The sequence below is a fragment of the Amycolatopsis sp. CA-211722 genome (assembly GCF_056828465.1).
Genome location: NZ_CP184752.1, coordinates 6,415,273 through 6,429,830 on the forward strand (window position 1 = coordinate 6,415,273; position 14,558 = coordinate 6,429,830).

Genomic DNA, 14,558 nt, shown 5'->3' on the forward strand with positions numbered 1-14,558 from the left:
AACCGACTGATTGCTACTTGAGGAGGCTGTCGTGGGATTCCCCGACCGGATCGAACGCACCGTCGAGATCGCCCATCCGCCCGCCAAGGTCTGGGCCGCGCTGACCACGGCCGAAGGGCTGGGCACCTGGTTCGGCAACCAGGCCAGCATCGACCTGCGGCCCGGGGGCGACGCCGAGATGAAATGGGACGAGGGGCACAAAGCGACCATGCGCGTCGAGCGCGTGGAAGAGCCCGAGATCTTCGGCTTCACCTGGAACATCTACGGCCTGCCCGACGACGACCCTCGCCGTACCTACGTCGAGTTCACCCTCGTCCCGGACGGCGGAGGTACGAGGCTCACCGTCGTCGAGACCGGGTTTTCCCAGCTGCCGGACGACGTCCATCAGGTCGCGTTCGAAGGGAACACGAAGGGGTGGGCGGCCGAGCTGGGCGAACTGATCGAATACCTCGATGCCGCCTGACAACGAAACGATCGCCGAACAGGTCTTCGTCGCCTTGGCCGACCCGAGCAGGCGGAGCATTCTCGCCGTCCTCGCCTCGGGCGGCCCGGCCACGGCGACCGACCTGGCCGACCGGCTGCCGATCACGCGGCAGGCGATCGCCAAGCATCTCGCACTGCTCACCGAGGCGGGGCTGGTGATCCCGGAGCAGGGGGAGCGGCGCCGCGTCCGCTACCGGCTGCACTCGGCCCCGATGCAGGTCGCCCAGCAGTTCCTCGCCGCGCTCGCCCGGGATTGGGATGGGCCGCTCGCGGCTCTGAAGGACCATCTGGAGGGTTCATCATGAGCTTCACGACGAGTTTCACCGTGGATCAGGCGCCGCGACAGGTCTTCGACGCCTTCACCGACGTCCGCCGGTGGTGGTCGGAAGAGATCGAGTTCGCCGGAGAAGAGTTCGAGTACCACTACGAAGAGGTGCATCGCTGCCGGGTCCGGATCACCGAATCGGTGCCCGGCCGCAAGGTCTCCTGGCTGGTGCTGGAAAACCACTTCGACTTCACCCGAGACGAGACCGAATGGGTCGGCACCACGATCACCTTCGAAATCGCCGAGAAGGACGGCAAGACCGAAGCGCGCTTCACCCATCACGGGCTGGTCCCGGAGTACGAATGCTTCGACGTCTGCCACAAGGCGTGGACGTTCTACGTCGGCACCAGCCTGCGGGACCTGATCGCCACCGGCGAAGGTCAGCCGAACCGGCAAAGCGTCCTGCCCGCGGAGCTGGCGCGATGAACACGGTGACCGCGACCGAATGGGAAGAGGCGCGCCTTCGGTTGCTGGTGAAGGAAAAGAAGCTGACCCGCGCCCGTGACGCGCTCGCCGCCGAGCGGCGCCGGATGCCTTGGCTCGCGGTGGAAAAGCCGTACGAGTTCGAAGGGCCGTCCGGCAGGGTGAACCTGCTCGACCTGTTCGAGGGACGCCGTCAGCTGATCGTCTACCGGGCCTTCTTCGATCCCGGCGTGGAGGGCTTCCCCGACCACGCCTGCAAAGGCTGCTCGCTGGTGGCGGACCAGGTCGCGCACGTCGCGCACCTGAACGCCCGAGACACCACGCTGGCCTTCGCCTCGCGCGGCACGCAGCCGGACATCGCGCGGTTGAAGACGCGGATGGGCTGGACGATGCCGTGGTACACGATCACCGGTGATTTCGACGTCGACTTCGGTGTGGACGAGTGGCACGGCACCAATGCCTTCATCCGCGAGGGCGACCAGGTGTTCCGGACCTATTTCGTCGACAACCGCGGCGACGAAGCGATGGGGAGCACCTGGAGCTACCTCGACATCACGGCGCTGGGGCGGCAGGAGGAGTGGGAGGACTCCCCGGAGGGCTACCCGCAGACGCCGCCGTACGAGTGGTGGGACTGGCACGACGCCTACGGGAGTGCCGCTTCCTCCGGCGGCGGGTGCTGCTCGGTGGGTTAGGGTCCGCCGGTGGAGAGTCTGTTCTTGACCCGGGTGCTGGACGCGCTGCGCTCGGGAGGCGACGAGGCGCTGTTCGTCCAGGACGGCGTGGAGACCGGCTACGGGCAGGCGCTCGAGCTGGTACGCCGGATGTACGCGGGACTGCCGGAGGGCGGGGTGGTCGCCATCGACGCCGGCAACCGGCCGGAAACCGTCCTCCTGCAGATCGCCGCGCAGGTGCGGGGCGCGACGGTGCTGCTCGTCGCCGCGTCGGCGAGTTCGCCGGATCGGCTCGCCGCGGTCGAGGCGGCCGGGGTCACGACCCTGGTGACCGAGCGGCCGTCGGACTGGCCCGCCGTCGCCGCGCGGGTGAGCACGCTCGACGAGCTGACGGACCGCGACGGTACCGACCCGGCGGGGCTGCCGGCGTCGGTCACCGTCGTCTTTCCCACCGGTGGCACCACCGGGACGCCGAAACTCATCCGGCACAGCGGGATCTACGACGGGATGGCGCAGATCTTCGCGCCGGATCCGGCGGGGCCGGGCCGCACGCTGCTGATCGCGCCGATGACGCACATGACCGGCAACGCCACCGTGCTCGGCGCGATCCTGCGGCGGGAAAGCGTGGTGCTGCTGCGGGGTTTCGACGCGGGCGCCGTGCTGGAGGCGATCGCGGAACACCGGATCACCACGTTGTCCCTCACCCCAGCGCGGCTGGCCGCGATGCTCGACCATCCGGCCATGACGTCGACCGACGTCGGCAGTGTGCGGCAGCTTTCCCTGGGTGCCGCCCCGCTTCCGCCGAGACGGCTGGCTCAGGCGCTCGACGTGTTCGGGCCCGTGGTCGGGCAGGGATACGGGCTCACCGAGGCGCCGATGATCGCGAGCATCTCCGCGGCGGAACTCAGCGGGCGGCCTGAGCGGCTCGAGTCCGTGGGCCGGATCGTGCCCGGCATGGAGGCCAGGATCGAAGACGGGGAGGTCCTGGTGCGCGGGCTGTCCATGATGGTCGGGTACCACGGGTCGGCGCCGATCGGGAACGGCTGGCTGCGGACCGGTGATCTCGGGCGGTTCGACGACGAGGGATACCTCTACCTGCTGGACCGGGCGAACGACGTCATCATCACCGGCGAGCACGGCACCAAGGTGTACTCGACCGTGGTCGAGAACGCGCTGGCGCGGCATCCTCTGGTCCGTTCCGCGGCCGTGTTCGGGGTGCCGGGCGTCGGTGGCGAGGGCGAACGGGTCCACGCGGTGGTGGTCGCCTCGGGAGCGCTGTCGGCGGAGGAAGTCCGGGCGCACGCCAGGGAGTTCTTCGGGCGGGAGCATTTCGTACCGTCCGATGTGGACTTCGCCGAGGCGTTGCCGCTGACGGCGATCGGGAAGGTCGACAAGCGGGCGCTCCGGGAACCGTTCTGGGCCGGGCACCGCCGCCAGATCGCCTGAGCCGGGGGCACCCGGTCGGGTGAGAGCGCTGCTGGGCCCGTATACCGGTGCTACGGTCCGCCTGATCAGGCATTTCCGCTCAGGAAGGACCCGGTGATGACCGCCGCGCACACCGAACACGCCGGCCATACGCACGCTCACGGTGAAGGATGCGGCCATGTCGCCGTACCCCACGGCGACCACGTCGACTACGTGCACGACGGGCACCTGCACCGCGCCCACGACGGACACTTCGACGAGTGCGAGACCGGCGACCACATCCCGCACCAGGGGCACGACCACGCCCACGGGGAGGGCTGCGGCCACGTCGCGGTGCCGCACGGCGACCACGTCGACTACCTGCACGACGGCCACCGCCACGCCGCGCACGGGGACCACTACGACGACCACTGACGTTCGCCGATCGTGCCCAAGTACGTGAAGGCCCCCTTCACTGCGCTAGACGCAATGAAGGGGGCCTTCACGTACTTCAGTGGACGTGCACCGCTTCCCACTCCGGGAACGGATCCGCGCTCGCCGGGCCGCCCGCCAGACAGGCCTGGAGCGAGTCCAGCAGCGCGTCCTTCTCCAGCCCCACACCGATGAACACCAGTTCCTGCCGCGGCGTCTCCTCGACGCCCTGCGGCTCGAACCGGGCGACCGAACCCGCCTGCGACCACAGCCCGGTCACCCCGGGCCGCGACGCCAGCGAGAAGAACCCCTTCGACCGCAGGACAGTCCCGAACTCCCCGGTGTCGAGCCGCCCGACGAAGTCCCACAGCCGTTCCGGATCGAAAGCCGCCGAGGCGCGGAAAACGACGCTGGAGATCCCGTACTCCTCCGTCTCCGGAACGTGATCACCGTTGAGTTCCGCCACCCACCCGGGTGCTTCCTGCGCCCGCTCGATGTCGTAGCGACCGGTGCCGAGCACCCGGTCGAGCGGGACGCGGCCGTGGGTCGCGACGACGACCTCGGCGGCCGGATTGAGCCGCCGCAACACCGCCGTCAGCCGGTCGAGGGAGAGAGCCGGGACCAGGTCCGCCTTGTTCAGCAAGAGGACGTCCGCGAACTCGATCTGGTCCATCAGCAGGTCGCTGACCGTCCGTTCGTCCCCGTCGTACTGGTCCAGCCCGCGTTCGGTCAGCGCGTCCCCGGTGGCCAGTTCCCGCTCGAAGTTCACCGCGTCGACCACGGTCACCATCGTGTCGAGCCGCGCGGAATCCAGGAACGAGAACGTCGCCGCCACGGGCATCGGCTCGGAGATCCCGCTCGATTCGATGAGCAGGTAGTCGAACCGCCCGTCCTCGCACAGCCGCGAAACCTCCTCCAGGAGGTCGTCGCGCAAGGTGCAGCAGATGCAGCCGTTGGTCATCTCGACGAGCCGTTCCTCGGTGCGGGACAGGCTGTTCCCGTCCCGCACCAGCGCGGCGTCGATGTTGACCTCGCTCATGTCGTTCACGATCACCGCCACCCGCAGCCCGTCGCGGTTGGCGAGGACGTGGTTGAGCACGGTCGTCTTGCCCGCACCGAGGAAGCCGGACAGCACCGTGACCGGCGTCGTCACTTCCCACCTTCGTGAAAATGCTTCATCAGCTTGCGCGGCACGAGTTTCGTCTCGCCGTTCACCTTGATCGGCACCAGATCCGGTACGGCCGCCTTCCACTGCGAGCGACGTGACCGGGTGTTGCTGCGCGACATCTTCCGCTTCGGGACGGCCATTACTTCGACCCTCCGCGACGGCCGTAGCGGCGGTGGAACTTCTCGACCTGGCCGGCGCTGTCCATGATCCGCTGGTTGCCGGTCCAGAACGGGTGCGACCACGAGCTGATCTCGACGTTCACCAGCGGGTAGGTGTTGCCGTCGCTCCACTCGATGGTCTGCTCGGAGGTGGCGGTGGAGCGGGTCAGGAAGGCGTCCCCGGTGGAGAGGTCCTTGAACACCACAGGGTGGTAGTCGGGGTGGATACCCGGTTTCACTGCGTTTCGTCCTTTCGGTTCGACGCGTTCACGTCGTGCTTCTCGGGGTCGGTTTCCGTGTCCTCACACGGTTCTTCGTGCCACTCGCCGAACGGATCCGGATAGCGGAGCCATTCCTGCTCACCGGCGGCGAGTTCCTCCTCGGTCAGCAGCGCCCCGTTCAGGGCGGCTTCGATCTCGTCGGGGGTGGCCTGATCGGTGACGACGACCAGTTCCTGCGCGCGGTCGCCGAAGAGCGGGTCCCAGCGCAGGGACGCGAGGGTGCGGCGTTCGGGGGAGACGGCGGCCCAGGCCGGACCGTCCGGGGCGGCGAGCCACGGCCCGGCGTGCCCGACGCCGAGACCGCCGCCGGCCGACTCGATCCACAGCGCCATGTCCGGCTGGCTCGCCACCCAGAGCCGTCCCCGGGTGCGGACGACTCCGTCGAGCAGGACGTCGATCGCGTCGTGGAGGCGCTCCGGGTGGAACGGGCGCTGCGAGGTGAAGGTGAGCAGCCCGATCCCGCAGTCGGTGTGCAACGGCGGCTGGCCGCGCAGCAGCGGCCCGTGCATGTCGGTGACCTCGCCGCGCCGGGCATCGGCGGGGACGGCGTCGAGCACGGTCCTTCCGTCCACCGAGGACAGTTCGACGCGGGGGATCGACGGCGCGACGCGGTCGAGCACCGCCGAGGCCTTCGCCGCGGACCACGCGTCGGTCGCCGCGCCGGCGAGGACGAGCAGGTCGGCGAACTCGACCTGGGACAACGCGACCTGCGCGACGGTGCGCTCGTCCTCGGGGCTGGCCAGCAGGTTTCGCTCGGCCAGCGTGTCGTCGCCGGTGGTGTCGCCCAGCCAGCCCGCGCAGTCGACGACCGTCAGCACGGCCCGCAGGTCGACGTCCTCGATCACCGGACGCTCACCGACGAGGACGTTGTGCAGCGCCCAGCTGACCGGCTCGGGCTCCATCGCCTCGTCGAGCCGCACCACGATCCGCCGCACCTGCGGCATCTGCGAGAGCTTGCGCAGCAGCGGCAACAGATCTTCGCGCAAGGTGCAGGAGACGCAGCCGTGCGCCAGTTCGAGAACGGTCAGCTGGTCGCGGTCGCCGAGCCGGATCCGCCGCCGCACCACTCCGGAGTGGATCTGCCTCAGGTCGTGATGCACGACGGCGGTGCCGGGTTCGGCGAGGCGCAGCCGCTCGGCGAGGTCGGCGTTCGGTCCCGGTGCGAGGCCACTGATCAGGACGAGGGGCACGCGGGGGTTGTCGGTCACTGAAGCTCCGGGGCGTCGAGGGCGTTCGGGTTCGGCTGTGTAGAGTAAATGAAAACGACAACCGATATCAACTTGGGAGGGTGTATGTCCGCCGTGTGCCAGGTCACCGGCCGCAAACCGGGTTACGGGAAGCAGGTGTCGCATTCGCATCGGCGCACGTCCCGGCGCTGGGAGCCGAACCTGCAGGCCAAGCGGTACTTCGTGCCGAGCGAAGGGCGCTGGGTCCGGCTGCGGGTCTCGGTGAAGGGCATGAAGACCATCGACAAGCGGGGGATCGAAGCCGTCGTGGCCGAGCTCCGCGCGAAAGGGGTGAAGCTCTGATGGCCAAGAGCACCGACATCCGGCCGATCATCAAGCTCCGCTCGACCGCCGGCACCGGCTACACCTACGTCACCAAGAAGAACCGCCGGAACGACCCGGACCGCATGGTGCTGCGCAAATACGACCCGGTCGCCCGCAAGCACGTCGAGTTCAAGGAGGAGCGCTGATGGCCAAGAAGTCGAAGATCGCCAAGAACGAACAGCGCAAGGTCGTCGCCGCCCGCTACGTCGAACGGCGCCGTGAGCTGAAGGCCACCATCGCCTCGCCCTCCGCGTCGCCCGAAGAGAAGGCGGCCGCCGTGTCGGCCCTGCAGGCGATGCCGCGCGACGCCAGCGCGACCAGGATCCGCAATCGCGACGCCGCCGACGGGCGCCCTCGCGGCTACCTGCGGAAGTTCGGGCTCTCGCGGGTCCGCATGCGGCAGATGGCGCACAACGGCGAACTGCCCGGCGTCACGAAGTCGAGCTGGTGAGCGCGATGGGCAAGCCGAACCGCGACCGTCCGTACAAGCGCAAGACGAACCTCCTGCACGCCAACAAGATCACCGAGGTCGACTGGAAGGACGCCGACCTGCTGCGGAAGTTCATCTCCGACCGCGGCAAGATCCGCGCCCGCCGCGTCACCGGGCTGACGCCCCAGCAGCAGAAACAGGTCGCCACGGCGATCAAGAACGCCCGCGAGATGGCGTTGCTGCCCTACCCCAACGCGGGGCGCTGACCCCGCCGGTCCGGGCGGTGCGACGCGCCGCCCGGACCGCGTTCGGTGTGGAAGAATCGGCCCCATGACGGAGAACCCCGGACAGGCCGAGGAATTCGACCCCGAACTGCTGGAGTTGTGGGCCAAGGTGTTCGGCTTCGCCCGCTCGGGCGCGACGGCCGAGATCGCCGCGTACGTCGACGCGGGGGTCTCGGCGAACCTCACCAACGACCGGGGCGACACGCTGGTCATGCTCGCCGCCTACCACGGGCACGCGGACACCGTCGCGGCGCTGATCGAGCGCGGCGCCGACCCGAACCGCGAGAACGACCGCGGCCAGAGCCCGCTCGCCGGCGCGGTGTTCAAGAACGAGCCCGAGGTCGTGAAGGCGCTCCTGAAGGGCGGCGCGGACGCGACGGCGGGGGAGCCGTCGGCGATCGACGCGGCCAGGATGTTCGGCAACACCGAACTGCTGGCGCTGCTGGAGAGCTGAGGCGGTTCTCACTCGGATCGCGGTCCGGGACGCTGAATCCTTACACTGCCCCGCATGGATGACCCGCATTACCTCTCCGGCCTCGACCTGGCCGGCCGTCGTGTCGTGATGATCGGTGGCGGGACGGTCGCCCAGCGCCGCCTGCCCCGGCTGATCGGCGCCGGCGCGCGGGTCGAACTGGTCTCGCCGCACACCACGCCGTCGGTGAGCGCCATGGCCGACGCCGGCGAGATCGTCTGGCACGAACGCCGCTACACCGAGGGCGACCTCACCGACGCCTGGTACGCGCTGGCGTGCACGAACGACCCCGAGGTCAACGCCGCCGTGTGCGCCGAGGCCGAACGCGCGCGGGTGTTCTGTGTCCGCGCCGACGACGGGGACCTCGGCAGCGCGGTCACCCCGGCGTCCGGCAGGCATGGCGGTCTTCTGGTCGGTGTCCTTTCCGGCGGCGAGCCGCTGCGGTCGGCCACCGTCCGGGACAGCATCCTCGACGGCCTGCGGGCCGGCACCGTCGCCGACGGCCGGGTACCGGACGCCCATGACGAACTCCCGGGTGTCGCCCTCGTGGGTGGTGGCCCCGGTGACCCGGACCTGATCACCGTCCGCGGCCGCCGTCTCCTCGCCAGGGCCGACGTCGTCGTCGCCGACCGGCTGGCCCCGCGCGAACTGCTCGACGAACTCGCGCCCCACGTCGAGATCGTCGACGCCGCGAAGATCCCGTACGGCCGCGCCGCCAGCCAGGACGTGATCAACTCCACCCTGATCGAGCGGGCCAAGGCCGGCAAGTTCGTCGTGCGGCTCAAGGGCGGCGACCCGTACCTGTTCGGCCGCGGTTTCGAAGAGGTCCTCGCCTGTGCCGAAGCGGGTATCCCGGTGACGATGGTCCCCGGCATCACGAGCGCGTTCTCCGTTCCCGCAGCGGCGGACGTCCCGGTGACCCACCGCGGTGTCGCGCACGAGGTCGTCGTGGTGTCCGGGCACGTCGCGCCGGACGACGAGAAGTCGCTGGTGGACTGGGATCTGCTGGCGAAGATGCGCGGCACGATCGTGCTGATGATGGGGGTCGAGCGGTTGCCGCTGTTCGCCAAGGCGCTGCGGGCGGGGCGGCCGGGTGACACGCCGGTGGCGATCGTCGAGGACGGCACCATGCGCACGCAACGGGTGCTCCGCTCCACTTTGGACAAGGTGGTCGAGGACGCCGCGGCGGCCGGGGTGCGGCCGCCCGCGGTGATCGTCTTCGGGCCGGTGGCGGGGCTGGCTCAGCCCTCGTAGCCGGGGTCCGAGACGTAGAACCAGTCGGTCCCGTCGTCGCCAGGGGTGTCGAGGTGCTCCGCGCGGACCAGCCCGGCCCGCAGCGCCACCCGTTGCGACGCGACGTTCTCCGGCCGGACACGGGCGATCACGAGGTCGTCCGGCCGGTGGACGCGGGCCCAGCCCACCGCCGCGGTGGCGGCCTCGCCGGCGTATCCGGCACCCCAGGTCGCGGGAAAAAGGCGGTAGAAGAGGTTGAGCACCGGGTGTCCCCGGAAGCCGACGACCTTCACCCCGCAGAAACCCAGTGTCTCCGCGGAGTCGTGGCGGCGGACCGTCCAGTACCCGAAGCCGTACCGATTCCACTGATGCGTCCAGCGAAGCAGGAGCAGTTCCGCTTCCTTGCGCGTCTCCAGCAGGTCCGAAGGGTTGTGTGCGCAGGCCTCGGCGTCGGTGTGAAGCACGAAGATCGCGTCGAGATCTTCGGGGCCCGGGCGGCGTAGGAGCAGCCGCCCGGTCCGCAGTTCCTCCGCGTCGCGGACCGGCGCCGGGTCAGCGGTCATGACAGCGCGCGGAGAAGTCCGCGATGGCTTCGGTCAGGCGGGTCGGGTCGAAGCGCAGCTCGACCGGGCTGCGGGCCTGGACGAACTCGGCCGCCGGCATGTCCGCGGCCAGCGTGTCCGCGTCGCCGAAGGGGTGGATCGGATCGCGCTCGTGCCCGATGACCAGGGCCGGTGTCTCGATCTTCCGCCGGATCGACTTGGGCGGCGCGATCCGGCCGAAGAGCACGCCGTGCAGGAGCGCGGCCATCGGCGCGGGCTGCTGGGACAGCGTGTCGGTGACGACGTCGACCCACTGGTTGCCGTGCGGGACGAGTTTCGCCGCCAGCGCCACGCCCTGCACGGTCACCGGCAGGAACCGGGCGGCCATGAGCAGCGGCGCGAACGTGATCAGCCCGGCGACGATCGCGTTGTCCAGCACGGGCATCTCGACGACCAGGCCCAGCGCGCGTTCGGGCGTGGCGACGCCCACCTCGAGCGCGACGTTGGCGCCCAGCGACGTCCCGCCGACGACGGCCGCGTCGATCTCCAGGTGGTCGAGCAGCGCGACGGTCTGCTCGGCGAACGCGGGCATCGAGTACAGCCAGGATTCCGTGGGCCGATCCGAATCGCCGTGCCCGAGCAGATCGAGGGTCACCACGCGGAAACCGGCGCGCGCCAGCCTGCGGGCGAGCGGGGCGTGCATCCGCCTCGTCAGCATGATGCCGTGGGTGAGGACGACCACCCGGTCACCGGAGCCGAACTCGGTGTAAGCGAGCCGGTGACCCTCATGGGTGAAGGACCCCGACAGTTCGATCGGCCGGGAAGATCGTTCGCGCCCGCGCGTGGTGCTCGGAGCGGGCAGGTCGGCGACCGCGGTGGCGCTGCTGGCCGGGCTCATGTCCCACCGTCCCTTCGTCGATCGTCGGTACTCACCGGTAGTACTCGTCGGTATCAGGAAAGCATCTCGCGGCTACCGTGGCACAGTGGCCGTTGGCAGCCTGTCAATCACATGAGTCAAGATGACCCCATGACCGCTACAGCTGACAGTCTTCCCGATCTCGTTTCGCTCAAGGTGGAGATCGACGGGCACGTCGCCGAAGTGACGCTGCTCGGTCCGTCCAAGGGCAACGCGATGGGCCCCGATTTCTGGCGTGAGCTGCCGATCGTCTTCCGGGCGCTCGACGCGGACCCGCAGGTCAGGGCGGTCGTGCTCACCGGGAGCGGCAAACACTTCTCCTACGGGCTCGACCTGCCCGCGATGATGCCCAGCTGGGGCGAAATGCTCGGCGGCGACGCCCTCGCGGGCCCGCGGACCAAGTTCCTCGACGAGGTCAAGACCCTCCAGGCGAGCGTCTCCTCGATCGCGGAATGCCGCAAACCGGTCATCGCGGCCATTTCCGGCTGGTGCATCGGTGGTGGCGTCGACGTGGTCGCGGCCGCGGACATCCGGCTGGCGAGCGCCGACGCGAAGTTCAGCGTGCGCGAGGTCAAGGTCGCGATCGTGGCCGACCTCGGCAGCCTCCAGCGGCTCGCGCCGATCGTCGGCGAGGGGCACCTGCGCGAACTGGCTCTGACCGGCAAGGACATCGACGCCGCCCGCGCGGAGAAGATCGGCCTGGTCAACGACGTCCACCCGGATCAGGACAGCTTGCTGGCCGAGGCCCGCAAGCTGGCGGCGGAGATCGCGACGAACCCGCCGCTGGTCGTTCAGGGGACCAAGAACGTGCTTTCGGCCAACACCGAACGCCAGGTCGCGGACGGCCTGCGTTACGTCTCGGCCTGGAACGCGGCGTTCCTGCCCAGCAAGGACCTCGGCGAGGCCGTGCAGGCCTTCCTCGAGCGGCGCGCGCCCGAGTTCAAGGGGGAGTAGAAAGAACCGGCGGCCCAACCAGCGGACCAGGAGGACGATCGTGAGCGCTTCGGAGGCATACCGCACGTTCCGCGAGGCACGGGACTATCTGCAGGCCCATCGCGAGGACTACGAAACCGCTTCTCGGGACTTCACCTGGCCCCGGCCCGACGAGTTCAACTGGGCGCTCGACTGGTTCGACGTCGTCGCGGCCGACCCGGCCAATCAGGACCGGTACGCGCTGTGGATCGTCGAAGAGGACGGCATCGAGAACCGCTGGACCTATCCGGAGATGGCGCGGCGGTCCAACCAGGTCGCGAACTGGCTGCGCTCGCTCGGCGTGGCCAGGGGCGACCGGCTGATCCTGATGCTGGGCAACCAGGGGGAGCTGTGGCAGACGATCCTCGCCGCGATCAAGCTGGGCGCCGTCATCATCCCGGCCTCGACCCTGCTCGGCCCGGCGGACCTCACCGACCGGGTCGAGCGGGGCGCGGCGAAACACGTCGTGATCCGGTCCGTCGACGCGCACAAGTTCGAGAACGTCGAGGGCGGCTACACGCGTATCGCCGTCGGTGAACCGGTCGAGGGCTGGCGGTCCTTCGTGGACGCCTACGAGGAAGCGGACACCTTCACCCCCGACGGCCCGACGGCGGCGGAAGACCCGCTCCTGCTGTACTTCACCTCGGGGACCACCGCGAAGCCGAAGCTGGTTCAGCACACGCAGGTCTCGTACCCGGTCGGCCATCTGTCCACCATGTACTGGATCGGTCTCGAACCGGGCGACGTCCACCTCAACATCTCCTCACCCGGCTGGGCGAAACACGCGTGGAGCAACGTTTTCGCGCCGTGGAACGCCGAGGCGACGGTGTTCCTCTACAACTACGCGCGGTTCGACGCGGTCTCGCTGATGGCGCAGATGGAGCGGTGTGGCATCACGAGCTTCTGCGCTCCGCCGACGGTGTGGCGGATGCTCATCCAGGCCGATCTGACCGTGTTGAAGACGCCGCCGCGCAAGGTGGTCGGCGCGGGCGAACCGCTCAACCCCGAGGTGATCGACCAGGTCGAAAAGGCTTGGGGTGTCACGATTCGCGACGGTTTCGGGCAGACGGAGAGCAGCGTCCAGATCGCCAACACCCCCGGCCAGGACGTCGTGCCGGGTTCGATGGGCCGCCCGCTGCCCGGCTTCACCGTGGCGCTCGTGGACCCCGTCACCGGCGAACGGGCACAGGAGGGCGAGATCTGCCTCGACCTCGACAAGCGGCCGGTGGGCCTGATGGCCGGGTACGCCGACGACGAGGAACGCTCCGCCGCGGCCTTCGCGAACGGCTTCTACCACACCGGTGACGTCGGATCGATCGACGAACGCGGCTACATCACCTACGTGGGGCGGACGGACGACGTCTTCAAGGCGTCGGACTACCGGATCTCGCCGTTCGAACTGGAAAGTGTCCTGCTGGAACACGAGGCGGTCGCCGAAGCCGCCGTCGTCCCGGCGCCGGACCCGATCCGGCTCGCGGTGCCGAAGGCCTACGTCGTCCTGGCGAACGGGCACGAGCCCACAGCGGACACCGCGCTGTCCATCCTGGCCTTCTGCCGGGAACATTTGGCTCCGTACAAGCGAATCCGGCGGCTCGAGTTCACCGACCTGCCGAAGACGATCTCCGGCAAGATCCGGCGGGTCGAACTGCGCGGCCGGGAGAACGAAGCCGACGGCCGTCCGGCAGGGGAGTTCCGCGAAGAGGACTTCCCGCAGCTGAAGGGCTGACGCCCCGGCCCCGAACACGGAACTCGCGTGATTGGAGCCGTAACTCGCGTGCTTGAGGGCGTAACTCGCGTGCTTGAGGGCGTAACTCGCGTGCTTGGAGGCGTAACTCACCCAGCCGGTGTGTTACGTCTCCAAGCACGCGAGTTACGACTCCAGACACGCGAGTTCCGTGTTCAAGCACGCGTGAGTCACCGGGCGCGACAGGGCGTGTGGGTCGAACGACCCACAGTGCGGTAACCGGAACCGCGTTAGCATCCCGTGCAGTGAATCGTTGACAACCCGTGGGGGTCACGGGTCTCACCTTCCCTGCCTTGAAAGGTGTTCCTGTCATGCGCATTCGTTTCCTCCTGCCGATGCTCGCCCTGGTGGCCGGGCTCGGTACCGCGGTGGCCGCGCCGGCCGCCGCGGATCCTGGTCCGGTGACGGCGGGCGAGGTGTCCGTCGCCGACGCCTGTTACTCCTGGGGACGCACGTTGTCCCAGGGCGCGTCCGGTGAGGACGTCCGGCAGCTGCAGATCCGCGTGGCCGGGTACCCCGGCTACGGGGGCGTGCTCGCCATCGACGGTCAGTTCGGCGCGGGCACCAAGGCCGCGGTCACCCGCTTCCAGCAGGCGTACGGGCTGGCCGCGGACGGTATCGCCGGATCGGCCACGTTCTCGAAGCTCTACGCGTTGCAGGACGACGACTGCACGCCGGTCAACTTCACCTACGCCGAACTGAACCGGTGCAACTCCGACTGGTCGGGCGGCAACGTCTCGGCCGCGACGGCGAAGGCCAACGCGCTGATCTCGATGTGGAAGCTGCAGGCGATGCGGCACGCCATGGGCGACCGGCCGATCGACGTCAACGGCGGTTTCCGCAGCGTCGCCTGCAACAACGCGGTCGGCGGCGCGACCAACAGCCGTCACCTCTACGGTGACGCCGTCGATCTCGGTGCCGGCTCGCAGGGCTTCTGCGGGCTGGCGAAGCAGGCCCGTAACCACGGGTTCGCGGAGATCCTCGGGCCGGGCTACCCCGGCCACAACGATCACACGCACGTGGCGCACCGGTCGACGCGGTTCTGGTCGGCGTCCTCCTGCGGGATCTGA

Annotated in this window: 21 protein-coding genes; 15 read left to right on the forward strand and 6 right to left on the reverse strand. The window is 69.4% G+C overall.

Features of this window, described 5'->3' with window-relative positions; all coding sequences use genetic code 11:
- Nucleotides 1–31: 31 nt before the first annotated feature.
- The 6 genes from ACOCEP_RS30185 (at nt 32) to ACOCEP_RS30210 (ending at nt 3,741) form a co-directional block, all read left to right on the forward strand.
- Nucleotides 32–463, forward strand: coding sequence for an SRPBCC domain-containing protein (locus ACOCEP_RS30185; protein ID WP_482332487.1), 432 nt, complete (start codon nt 32–34; stop codon nt 461–463).
- Nucleotides 453–788 carry an ArsR/SmtB family transcription factor gene (locus ACOCEP_RS30190; RefSeq protein ID WP_482332488.1) on the forward strand — a complete coding sequence of 112 codons (336 nt, stop codon included), beginning with the start codon at nt 453–455 and terminating at the stop codon, nt 786–788. The genes ACOCEP_RS30185 and ACOCEP_RS30190 overlap by 11 nt, the downstream gene beginning before the upstream one ends.
- Nucleotides 785–1,234, forward strand: a complete 450-nt coding sequence (locus ACOCEP_RS30195) for an SRPBCC family protein (RefSeq protein ID WP_482332489.1) — start codon at nt 785–787, stop codon at nt 1,232–1,234. The genes ACOCEP_RS30190 and ACOCEP_RS30195 overlap by 4 nt, the downstream gene beginning before the upstream one ends.
- Entirely contained in the window at nt 1,231–1,923 is a 693-nt protein-coding gene (locus tag ACOCEP_RS30200) for a DUF899 domain-containing protein (RefSeq protein WP_482332491.1), read from the forward strand. The genes ACOCEP_RS30195 and ACOCEP_RS30200 overlap by 4 nt, the downstream gene beginning before the upstream one ends.
- A gap of 9 nt (nt 1,924–1,932) precedes the next feature.
- Nucleotides 1,933–3,348: a class I adenylate-forming enzyme family protein gene (locus tag ACOCEP_RS30205; RefSeq protein WP_482332493.1), complete on the forward strand. Its 1,416-nt coding sequence runs from the start codon at nt 1,933–1,935 to the stop codon at nt 3,346–3,348.
- Between the two features lie 96 nt (nt 3,349–3,444).
- Nucleotides 3,445–3,741: a hypothetical protein gene (locus tag ACOCEP_RS30210; RefSeq protein ID WP_125794207.1), complete on the forward strand. Its 297-nt coding sequence runs from the start codon at nt 3,445–3,447 to the stop codon at nt 3,739–3,741.
- 76 nt (nt 3,742–3,817) lie between these two features.
- On the opposite strand, the gene ACOCEP_RS30215 is transcribed toward ACOCEP_RS30210, so the two are convergent.
- From ACOCEP_RS30215 to mrf, 4 genes are read right to left on the reverse strand one after another with little or no spacing between them, the layout of a single operon-like run.
- Nucleotides 3,818–4,891 (reverse strand): GTP-binding protein, encoded by a 1,074-nt coding sequence (locus ACOCEP_RS30215; RefSeq protein WP_482332495.1) that lies wholly within the window; start codon nt 4,889–4,891, stop codon nt 3,818–3,820.
- Nucleotides 4,888–5,046 (reverse strand): 50S ribosomal protein L32, encoded by a 159-nt coding sequence (rpmF, locus tag ACOCEP_RS30220; RefSeq protein ID WP_016334054.1) that lies wholly within the window; start codon nt 5,044–5,046, stop codon nt 4,888–4,890. Before rpmF ends, ACOCEP_RS30215 begins: the two co-directional genes overlap by 4 nt.
- Nucleotides 5,046–5,303 (reverse strand): type B 50S ribosomal protein L31, encoded by a 258-nt coding sequence (locus ACOCEP_RS30225; RefSeq protein WP_034306403.1) that lies wholly within the window; start codon nt 5,301–5,303, stop codon nt 5,046–5,048. The genes rpmF and ACOCEP_RS30225 overlap by 1 nt, the downstream gene beginning before the upstream one ends.
- Nucleotides 5,300–6,553 carry a ribosome hibernation factor-recruiting GTPase MRF gene (gene mrf, locus ACOCEP_RS30230; RefSeq protein WP_482332497.1) on the reverse strand — a complete coding sequence of 418 codons (1,254 nt, stop codon included), beginning with the start codon at nt 6,551–6,553 and terminating at the stop codon, nt 5,300–5,302. Before mrf ends, ACOCEP_RS30225 begins: the two co-directional genes overlap by 4 nt.
- An 84-nt stretch (nt 6,554–6,637) precedes the next feature.
- Between mrf and rpmB the strand changes: the two genes are divergently transcribed.
- From rpmB to cobA, 6 genes are all read left to right on the forward strand, one after another.
- Nucleotides 6,638–6,874: a 50S ribosomal protein L28 gene (gene rpmB / locus ACOCEP_RS30235; RefSeq protein ID WP_005149951.1), complete on the forward strand. Its 237-nt coding sequence runs from the start codon at nt 6,638–6,640 to the stop codon at nt 6,872–6,874.
- Entirely contained in the window at nt 6,874–7,041 is a 168-nt protein-coding gene (gene rpmG / locus ACOCEP_RS30240; RefSeq protein WP_005149953.1) for a 50S ribosomal protein L33, read from the forward strand. The genes rpmB and rpmG overlap by 1 nt, the downstream gene beginning before the upstream one ends.
- Nucleotides 7,041–7,346 carry a 30S ribosomal protein S14 gene (rpsN, locus tag ACOCEP_RS30245; protein ID WP_016334058.1) on the forward strand — a complete coding sequence of 102 codons (306 nt, stop codon included), beginning with the start codon at nt 7,041–7,043 and terminating at the stop codon, nt 7,344–7,346. The genes rpmG and rpsN overlap by 1 nt, the downstream gene beginning before the upstream one ends.
- Complete coding sequence (gene rpsR, locus ACOCEP_RS30250) at nt 7,343–7,591, forward strand: 30S ribosomal protein S18 (protein WP_016334059.1); 249 nt, start codon at nt 7,343–7,345, stop codon at nt 7,589–7,591. The genes rpsN and rpsR overlap by 4 nt, the downstream gene beginning before the upstream one ends.
- Nucleotides 7,592–7,655: 64 nt before the next feature.
- Entirely contained in the window at nt 7,656–8,063 is a 408-nt protein-coding gene (locus tag ACOCEP_RS30255; RefSeq protein ID WP_482332500.1) for an ankyrin repeat domain-containing protein, read from the forward strand.
- Between the two features lie 54 nt (nt 8,064–8,117).
- Nucleotides 8,118–9,335 carry a uroporphyrinogen-III C-methyltransferase gene (cobA, locus tag ACOCEP_RS30260; protein ID WP_482332502.1) on the forward strand — a complete coding sequence of 406 codons (1,218 nt, stop codon included), beginning with the start codon at nt 8,118–8,120 and terminating at the stop codon, nt 9,333–9,335.
- On the opposite strand, the gene ACOCEP_RS30265 is transcribed toward cobA, so the two are convergent.
- Both ACOCEP_RS30265 and ACOCEP_RS30270 read right to left on the reverse strand, forming a co-directional pair.
- The gene (locus tag ACOCEP_RS30265) at nt 9,323–9,877 is read right to left on the reverse strand and encodes a GNAT family N-acetyltransferase (protein ID WP_482332504.1); all 555 of its coding nucleotides are present in this window, start codon (nt 9,875–9,877) and stop codon (nt 9,323–9,325) included. The two genes, cobA and ACOCEP_RS30265, sit on opposite strands and share 13 nt — an antisense overlap.
- On the reverse strand, nt 9,867–10,754 hold the full coding sequence (locus ACOCEP_RS30270; protein WP_482332506.1) for an alpha/beta fold hydrolase: 888 nt from the start codon (nt 10,752–10,754) through the stop codon (nt 9,867–9,869). Before ACOCEP_RS30270 ends, ACOCEP_RS30265 begins: the two co-directional genes overlap by 11 nt.
- A gap of 129 nt (nt 10,755–10,883) precedes the next feature.
- Between ACOCEP_RS30270 and ACOCEP_RS30275 the strand changes: the two genes are divergently transcribed.
- From ACOCEP_RS30275 to ACOCEP_RS30285, 3 genes are all read left to right on the forward strand, one after another.
- Nucleotides 10,884–11,726, forward strand: coding sequence for a crotonase/enoyl-CoA hydratase family protein (locus ACOCEP_RS30275; RefSeq protein WP_482332507.1), 843 nt, complete (start codon nt 10,884–10,886; stop codon nt 11,724–11,726).
- Nucleotides 11,727–11,766: 40 nt separating this feature from the next.
- On the forward strand, nt 11,767–13,470 hold the full coding sequence (locus tag ACOCEP_RS30280; RefSeq protein ID WP_482332509.1) for an AMP-binding protein: 1,704 nt from the start codon (nt 11,767–11,769) through the stop codon (nt 13,468–13,470).
- 329 nt (nt 13,471–13,799) lie between these two features.
- Nucleotides 13,800–14,558 (forward strand): D-Ala-D-Ala carboxypeptidase family metallohydrolase, encoded by a 759-nt coding sequence (locus ACOCEP_RS30285; protein WP_482332511.1) that lies wholly within the window; start codon nt 13,800–13,802, stop codon nt 14,556–14,558.